General features: G+C 40.1%; 6 protein-coding genes and 1 pseudogene. 6 read left to right on the top strand and 1 reads right to left on the bottom strand.

The features are described 5' to 3' along the window. Both DWY84_RS16845 and DWY84_RS16840 read left to right on the top strand, forming a co-directional pair. Positions 1 to 453 (top strand): RNA-guided endonuclease TnpB family protein (locus DWY84_RS16845; protein ID WP_147354316.1); only part of this gene is annotated, 453 nt, incomplete at its 5' end. Between the two features lie 212 nt (positions 454 to 665). Continuing rightward, complete coding sequence (locus tag DWY84_RS16840; protein ID WP_118534456.1) at positions 666 to 2045, top strand: hypothetical protein; 1380 nt, start codon at positions 666 to 668, stop codon at positions 2043 to 2045. 458 nt (positions 2046 to 2503) lie between these two features. On the opposite strand, the gene DWY84_RS16835 is transcribed toward DWY84_RS16840, so the two are convergent. Further along, the gene (locus DWY84_RS16835) at positions 2504 to 4231 is read right to left on the bottom strand and encodes an IS1634 family transposase (RefSeq protein WP_118534455.1); all 1728 of its coding nucleotides are present in this window, start codon (positions 4229 to 4231) and stop codon (positions 2504 to 2506) included. A 442-nt stretch (positions 4232 to 4673) separates the two neighbouring features. Here DWY84_RS16835 and DWY84_RS16830 point away from each other — a divergent pair, with 442 nt between their 5' ends. From DWY84_RS16830 to DWY84_RS16815, 4 genes and pseudogenes are all read left to right on the top strand, one after another. After that, positions 4674 to 5927 carry an HD domain-containing phosphohydrolase gene (locus tag DWY84_RS16830; protein WP_118534454.1) on the top strand — a complete coding sequence of 418 codons (1254 nt, stop codon included), beginning with the start codon at positions 4674 to 4676 and terminating at the stop codon, positions 5925 to 5927. Continuing rightward, positions 5917 to 6744: a MerR family transcriptional regulator gene (locus tag DWY84_RS16825; RefSeq protein WP_243024905.1), complete on the top strand. Its 828-nt coding sequence runs from the start codon at positions 5917 to 5919 to the stop codon at positions 6742 to 6744. The genes DWY84_RS16830 and DWY84_RS16825 overlap by 11 nt, the downstream gene beginning before the upstream one ends. Positions 6745 to 6855: 111 nt before the next feature. Further along, positions 6856 to 7503: an FGGY family carbohydrate kinase gene (locus DWY84_RS16820; protein ID WP_118534452.1), complete on the top strand. Its 648-nt coding sequence runs from the start codon at positions 6856 to 6858 to the stop codon at positions 7501 to 7503. 7 nt (positions 7504 to 7510) lie between these two features. Further along, a pseudogene (locus DWY84_RS16815) lies at positions 7511 to 7696 on the top strand (butanol dehydrogenase); the annotation flags it as partial. Between the last annotated feature and the right edge of the window lie 143 nt (positions 7697 to 7839).

Below are 7839 nucleotides of genomic sequence, written 5' to 3'. Positions count from 1 at the left end.
AGTAACCGTTATAAAAAGCAAAAGAAGAAAGTGGCACGGATCCATACCCATATCGCACATCAGCGAAAGGATTTTTTGCATAAGGAGTCGAGGAAGATAGCCAATTCCTATGATATCGTGTGCATGGAAGATCTGAATATGAAAGAAATGAACCGGGATATGTGTTTTGGAAAGCGTGTTCATGACAATGGCTGGGGAATGTTCACGGATTTTCTGGCATATAAAATGGAACGCGCCGGGAAGAAACTGGTCCGTATTGACCGCTGGTATCCCAGCTCCAAAACCTGCAGCTGCTGTGGAAACATAAAAGAGGATTTGCAATTGAGTGATCGCATTTATGAGTGTGCGTGCGGAAATCGAATGGACCGGGATCAAAACGCAGCAATCAATATATGCAGGGAAGGTATTCGAATATCTGGAATGATACTTGATACAGAAAAGAAAATCTCCTGATCCTTGCGGAAGAAATTCCATACTATCATAATGTCTAATAAAACCGTGGGACACACGGGGATAGCTCGCTTATGCTTTGCCCTATCGGGCAATCGAACGAGAAGCCCCCACTTCAGGCGTTAGCTAAGTGGTGGGAGTATGTCACTGACTATGAACAAGGGTGTTTCCGTAAGAATAAACAGGATAAATCTCAATAGGGAGAAGAGTGAAAAATGATAGAGGCGCTCTTGGATTTCTTTCAATTATATACGGTGGATGCCGATTATTTACCAGACTTTTGGCTTACAATAATACTTCTTTATCTAAATGCAGGTCTGTATCTTAACGACCTATATAATCTGGTGAAGCGCAAGTCAAAAGCGGAAACATTCAGTCTGATGGCGATACCAGGAGTCTTTGCAGTAATTTTCGTGTCGATGCTATCAATTTTTGCGCATGTACCGAATCTGCAGAGCATAGCTTCACAGGCCAAACGCCTGAGCCTGCTTATAACGGTAATACAGCCACAAACGAATCTTGCGCTGCTTCTTATTGTATTTCTTTATCCGATTCTATGGGGAATCGGGCTCTTACGACAAAGGAGACATGAACACGGTAGCCGCAAACGCTGGGTGCTGTCCTGCATTCCTGATTATATTGCATGGATCATACTGATATTGGGCATCGGTTATCACCTGTTTTTCGGGGAAAAGATCCTGAATAGTGTTCTGGAAAATGCGGAGGCTGGAGATTTACTGGCCCTTTATGGCTCCCGCAGAACCTGGCTCTATATATGGATGTATGGAATTTATATCCTTGTATGCAAGGAAGTGGTGCTGCTTGTCGGCCTTTTGTCTGAACTTTTGCTTATGCGAATTCCGCTTCGCTACCATAGTGGGCAGAATGCTGATACCTTTGTCAGCTTTTATTATCTGTTTTGCCAGAATGCAATTTTTCGTGGGATTTCCCTGCTGGAAGCTGCGTTGGTGATTCCGCTTTGTGGAGTGATGCTTCGGGAAGCGGCATCGCCTTTCAGTGATTACTCGTCGATTATGATATACGCAGTCTTTTTGCTGCTGACAGGCGCAGTGTTTGTCGTTCTTATCGCCATTGGTCCGGTCATGCGGACACTTTCCTGCTTCGATGCATGGGGACAGCGCAAGCAGATCAGAGAGCTTTTCTGTACGGAATATTTTCTCATGCAGCCAGTTTCCAGCAACAGATCGTTCACGGTCACTCATCATTTTATCATTGACGAACAGGACGCCGCCGGTGTTTACTATCTTCCGCTTCTCACAGACATCAGCGGATGGGCCTCCCCGAGAAAGAAAGCAGGCAAATGGAAAATGCTCTCTTTCGCAGATGGCAGAACCCTTGAATTGTCAGAACACGAGGCAGAAGCCGCCAAGGAAATGCTCTCTTATGCATCCAACCGTCTCTATGCCCAGAAGATAACTGGAGAAAATTGGAGCAATAAAAACAATATGCCTGGCCCAGAGGAAACCTGGAACCCACTCATAAGTGCGGCAACAACGATGTATCAGAAACTGGTCAAGATATTTTTAGGTCTGATGGTTATTCTTTTTATGATGAGCTATCAGATACTGAAGTAATTGAAAAAAGAAGAAGCAGGCAAACGAGTATATAACTATCAAGAGGGCGATTATATGAAGCTTTGGATTGAATAACATACAATTTCAAGTTTGTCGGATTGTAAAGACAGAGCCTTATGCAAGGGGCAGGAGAAAGACTCTGCTCGGGTTAAGGGCGAAGCGCCTTAGCCGGTCAAGGGTGCAACCATTGCCCAGTTAGTGGCGTTTCGCCACTAAGTACTGGGTATTGCTTGTAGCAGAGCTTCACAAGATTAAGCAACTTCGTTGCAAATCCCTTCGGGAAAAACTAAATATTGTTATTATTAACAGACTGAGTAGGGAGAAGTAAAGGTGTATAGAAAATAGATTAACAATGTGGTATAGTCCCGTCTTTGACAGTTTGTAAAAGAAAAAATCGCTGCAACCCTTGTATTTACTGGGCTGTGGCGATTTTTCTCATTGTCACGAAGTATGGTAATTTATTCTTTTCTTTTACTTTTTTTCTGGATCGTTTTCATTCTGCTTTTCGTTATAAATTGATAATCCGTTTGAAAGCCGCAGGCTTCATGAAGATCATCAGTAATAGCTTCCCGTTTGTATAAAGGTATAAATCCTTGTTCCTGGATCTCTGCAAAATTCATTGCTTTTAATGTATCTAATAATTCCTCACAAGTATATTTATAGTTCAATTTTCTCTCAAGGAAACGATAGATCATTAATGCCAGAAAACAGATCAGAAAATGTGCTTTGATCCGGTTTTCATCCCGCAGATAAACAGGTCTTGCGGAAAAGTCTGTTTTCATGATCCGAAAACATTCTTCGATCTGCCATCTTTCTTCACTTACTTTTAAAATATCGCTGACTTCATCGTCTAACAGGTCCGTGCATACTGCATAAAGTCCATCATACTGGCTTTCTTCAGAGATCATATGTTCATCAAGATAATGCTGAATATCGGCAGTCTCACCTTCTTTTGTAACTGCTGTTGTTCCAATAAATCTGGCTGGATCGTTTGGGTTCCTGCGGTTCTTTTTTGTGTTCCCGGAATCCAGCATCGCTTGTGCACGTTCTATCTGTTTGCTGCGGATGGATTTCTGGTAAAGGGCATATTTAGGGGAATAAGTAATGATCAAACGCTGCTGTAACTTTTTAGTGGTATATGGTTCGTCTTTGTAATAAAGTCCTTTGTCATCTTCGGGCAGTTTTGAGATATCAACAGGTTTATCATCAGATACTCTTTTGAATCCCTGCGGGCTTAAAGCCCATTCTTTTTCTTCTTTTTTCAGCTTTTTAATAGACTGGGTCACCATATAGGCCCGTTCCCCCATATGGTTATATTCCCTGATAGATTCGGATCCCAGACCTGCATCGCTGCAGTAAATAAATTTCTGACATTCAAAATCTTCGAGGATCTTTTGCTCTAATGGTTTCAGCGATGTCTGTTCGTTTGAATTCCCTGAAAAGAGGGAGAAAGCAAGTGGGATCCCGTCCCCGTCCATAAACAGGCCCATCTGAATGATCGGGTTGGGTCTGTGTTCTTTGCTTTTTCCATACTTTTTAATTCCATCTTCCTGTTCGATCTCAAAGTAATAATTGGAACAGTCATAATAAAGGATCTTGTCATTCCTTTTTCCAAGAAAGTGGCTGTTTTTGTAAACATCAGCCTGAATAAGGTCACATTCGCTGCCAATAACATCTAATGCCCTGTATACATCATGAAGCTCATAAGAAGGCTTTTCTAAAAACTCATGTGCTGTCCTGAATGAAGAACGCTTGCTGCATGGATCCAGGATCCTTGTATAGATCAGATCAGAAAGAATCGCATTGATATCGTATTTAAATTTATATTTTTGTTTTAATTTCCTACAGACTTTATTCATCTGCAGCTGATAATAAACAGACTGTGGAAAGAGATAACCTCCACGGAAAAAGACCTGTTTATCATAGTCCAGCGGCCTGTCTGTATGGAATGGGATCAGCAGAGTTTTTGCTTCTTTTTCTTTCTTGTATTTTTCGGTTTCTGCTTTTACTTCATTTTTTGCCCAGGCGATAACATCATCTCTTGTTGGCCCATGCTCGATCAGGAGATTTTCCAGAGTTCCCAGCTTGCGAACAATAGTCGAAGTCGTACTGCCATTATCTTTTGCATAAGACCTACAGATATAAAATGATTCAGCATTTTTAGATTTTGTTATGTGAAGGTTCATGCACCATCCCTCCCTTATCTTCTTATTATATCACACAATAACATAAAATAACATACATAAAAACAAAAATTGACATAAAAAAAGCAGGTTTTATGCGGCCTGCGGCTATTTTTTGCGATATGTAACTGTCAAACTCCCGTGCAAAACTTTATTAAATATGGAATCGCATGTTATAAGAAGGATTGCAGGGTTGTGCTGGACGCATAAGAAGAGATTCTATGAGAGAAACAGTAGGCATGGACTGATTATTTAAGAAAGACTTTAGGACACGCAGTTAATGACATATTTATAAAGTGAGAAAACAGGCAAAACTTTATTTGATAATTATGCAGATAAAGATTTGCCCGTTATTTTTGTATAAATAATATGAAACCTTTTTTATATAAATTTTTTGTGATAAAATAACAGTCAGATATATGATACAGATAGGAGACAAAAGGATATGAAATTAGATGTTTTGGGATTGTTGGGAGCGTGTTCCTATGCATTGGATTGTGTGGAAGCAGAGTTAGTGCATGTAACAGATAAGCATGCGAAGCGTGTTGCATATATGAGTGTCTGCATGGCAGAACAGATGGGAATTCAGGGGGAGAGTCTGCAGGATCTGACAGCCGGTGCGTTGTTACATGATAATGCACTGACTCAATATATTCAGGAAGAATTACACAATGATATTGCAAGTGCAATAGGTTCGGCGATTCCACTGGAGCTGGGAATTCACTGTGCGGCAGGTGAGAAGAACATGAAAGACATTCCATTCCATACGGATATAAAGAATGTCATTTTGTATCATCATGAGAATGCAGATGGAAGTGGACCTTTTGGAAAAAAATGGACAGAAGTACCGGTTTTTGCACGAATTATCCATCTATGTGATCTGCTTGACCAGGTCTGCTGCAGTGATTCTTTTGATTCAGACACCTGGCAGAAGGTAGAAGCATTTCTTCAGGAAATCACAGGTTCTATAGCGGATGAAGAATGTATAGAAGCATTTAGACATGCTTTTTCTGAACAACATTTTCTGTCACTTGGAGAAAAAGATGTGGAGACTCGTTTATGGAACAGAGTGCCGCGTACAAAACAAGATCTTAGCTTTGAACAGATTGAAGCACTGGCGAAATTTTTCGCACGCATCGTAGACTATAAATCACCATTTACGAGTACACACTCCATAGGTGTGGCGGCAGATGCTGAGAAATTATCCAGATTTATGGGATTTGATGAGGAGACAATTCAGAAAATGTATCTTGCAGGAGCGCTGCATGACATTGGAAAGGTTGCCATAGGTAACAAAATTCTGGAGAAGCCGGGAAGACTGACGGATGATGAGTTTGCAGTTATGAAACACCATGCAGCATATACTTATTATATTCTGTCAGAAATCGATGATTTTGAAGAGATACGTGACTGGGCTGCCTTTCACCATGAAAGACTGGACGGGACAGGCTATCCATTTGGAAAAACAGCTGCTGAATTAAACACACAGGAACGCATCATGGCGTGTGTCGATATTTATCAGGCACTGACAGAAAGCCGCCCGTATAAACAGGGAATGCCACATGAAAAAGCTTACGGTATTTTAAATGATATGGTAGAAAAAGGATGGCTTGATGGAGAAATCGCTTCACAGGTTGATGCTTGTTTTGATCAGAAAATGACAGACATAATTCATGAGGAGAAACAGCTTGGAGAATAAAAAATTATTCCAGATTGGTGATGTGGCAAAAATGTTTCATATCAGTGTTGGCAGCCTGCGGCATTATGAACAGGCAGGTCTGTTGAAACCAGAATACACAGATCCGGAAACAGGCTATCGCTATTATAGTGTACGTCAGTTTGAGGTTTTAAATACGATTCGTTACTTGCGCGTTTTGGATATGCCATTGGGTCAGATTGGAGAGTTTTTGGGAAACAGAGACATCGACGTGATAGAAGATAAGTTGTTAAATCAGAAAAAACTGATAAAAAAGAAACGGCGGGAGTTGGAAACAATCGAACGCAAGATTGACCACCGTCTGCAACATCTCCGGGATGCCAGAACTTCAGAACTGAATGTGATACATCTAAAAAAATTCCCTCCGTACCGAACCGTATGGATGAAAGATTCTCTCAGATTGAAATCTTACCTTGATCTTGAATATGCCATCCGCCGTCTGGAAGAAAATCAGAGAGAATCTCTTGTATTTCTCGGGAAAGTCGGTGTTGGCATCTCAAAGGACAATCTGTTAGCCGGGAAATTCGGGGAATACGATCAGGTATTTTTATTGCTTGATGACGAGGACAGTTATGAGGGAAAAGTGGAGCAGCATCAGGAAGAACTTTGTGTTTCCATATATTTTTGCGGAAGCCACAGCGAGGCAGAAATATACTATCATAAACTTATGAAATATATAGATGAACATAAAATGCAGGTAGCGGGTTCTTCTAAAGAAATTACCATGATCGACAATGGAATCACAGATGATCCGGATAAATTTGTTACGGAGATTCGGATTCCGGTTATAGAGATATAAAAATAAGAGCGGAATAACTGATAGATTTAAATGAAATAGTAAGTAATCTTTCCAGTTCATATTATCTAAATTAATAGGGTTTTTATGAATGATGAATGAAGGGATTGTTTTATGAAAATAATTGGAATTGATATTGGAACAACAACAATCAGTGGTGTTGTTCTGGAGAATAAAGTAGAAGGTCAAATAACAACTAAAGCAGAAGAAAAATTGGAAATTGTTGAGGCAAAGACTATAGAAAATGGCTGCTTTATCCCAACAGAACACGAATGGGAACGAATACAGGATGCAGAACAGATAGTAAAAAAGGCTCAGAATTTAACAGACTATTTTTTAGATAAATATCAGGATGTCGAGAGAATCGGACTTACCGGGCAGATGCATGGAATTGTGTACATTGATAAGAATGGAAAATGTGTCAGTCCGTTGTATACATGGCAGGATGAACGAGGGAATCTTTATAGCGAAAATGGAGATTCTTGTGGTGAAAAAGAAAATGCTTATGATGAAATCGGAGAAGAGAAAATAAATGAAGTTAAAATAAAGAAAACCAAAGGAATATCTCTGATAGAGGAAATCCAACAAAAGTGTAAGTTAAAAACAGCATCTGGATATGGGCTGGTTACGCACATTTACAATATGAGACATAGCTTGATTCCGAAATCAGCGACAAGTTTCTGTACGATTATGGATTATCTTGGAATGTGCCTGACAGGACGACAAGTACCGCTTGTGCATGTCAGCAACGCTGCAAGCTAATGTAAGATTAAATATTCCAAAAACATTAAAAGAGTTTGGAATTCAGGAAGATGAGTTTAAGGAAAAAGTTGCAAAGATTGCAGAACTTGCAGTAGGTGATGCATGCACCGGCTCAAATCCAAGAGCAATTGATCCGGCAAATATGGAAAAACTCCTGATATGCATATATTATGGAACAGAAGTTGATTTCTGACTAAAGGATTAAATAAATAATCGTGGTTAAATCGGAACCGAAATAGAGGTTAGTCAAAAAGGAACACATTGGTTGAGGGATATATCACCAATGTGTTTCTTTGTAAGCGCTTAAATTTCAGCCGTTGATATAAAAATTCCCGG

The sequence above is a fragment of the Clostridium sp. AF27-2AA genome (genome assembly GCF_003478505.1).
Lineage (GTDB): Bacteria > Bacillota > Clostridia > Lachnospirales > Lachnospiraceae > Brotaphodocola.
The sequence above is the reverse complement of the archived record's forward strand: the minus strand, read 5'-3'. Positions and strand labels throughout refer to the sequence as shown.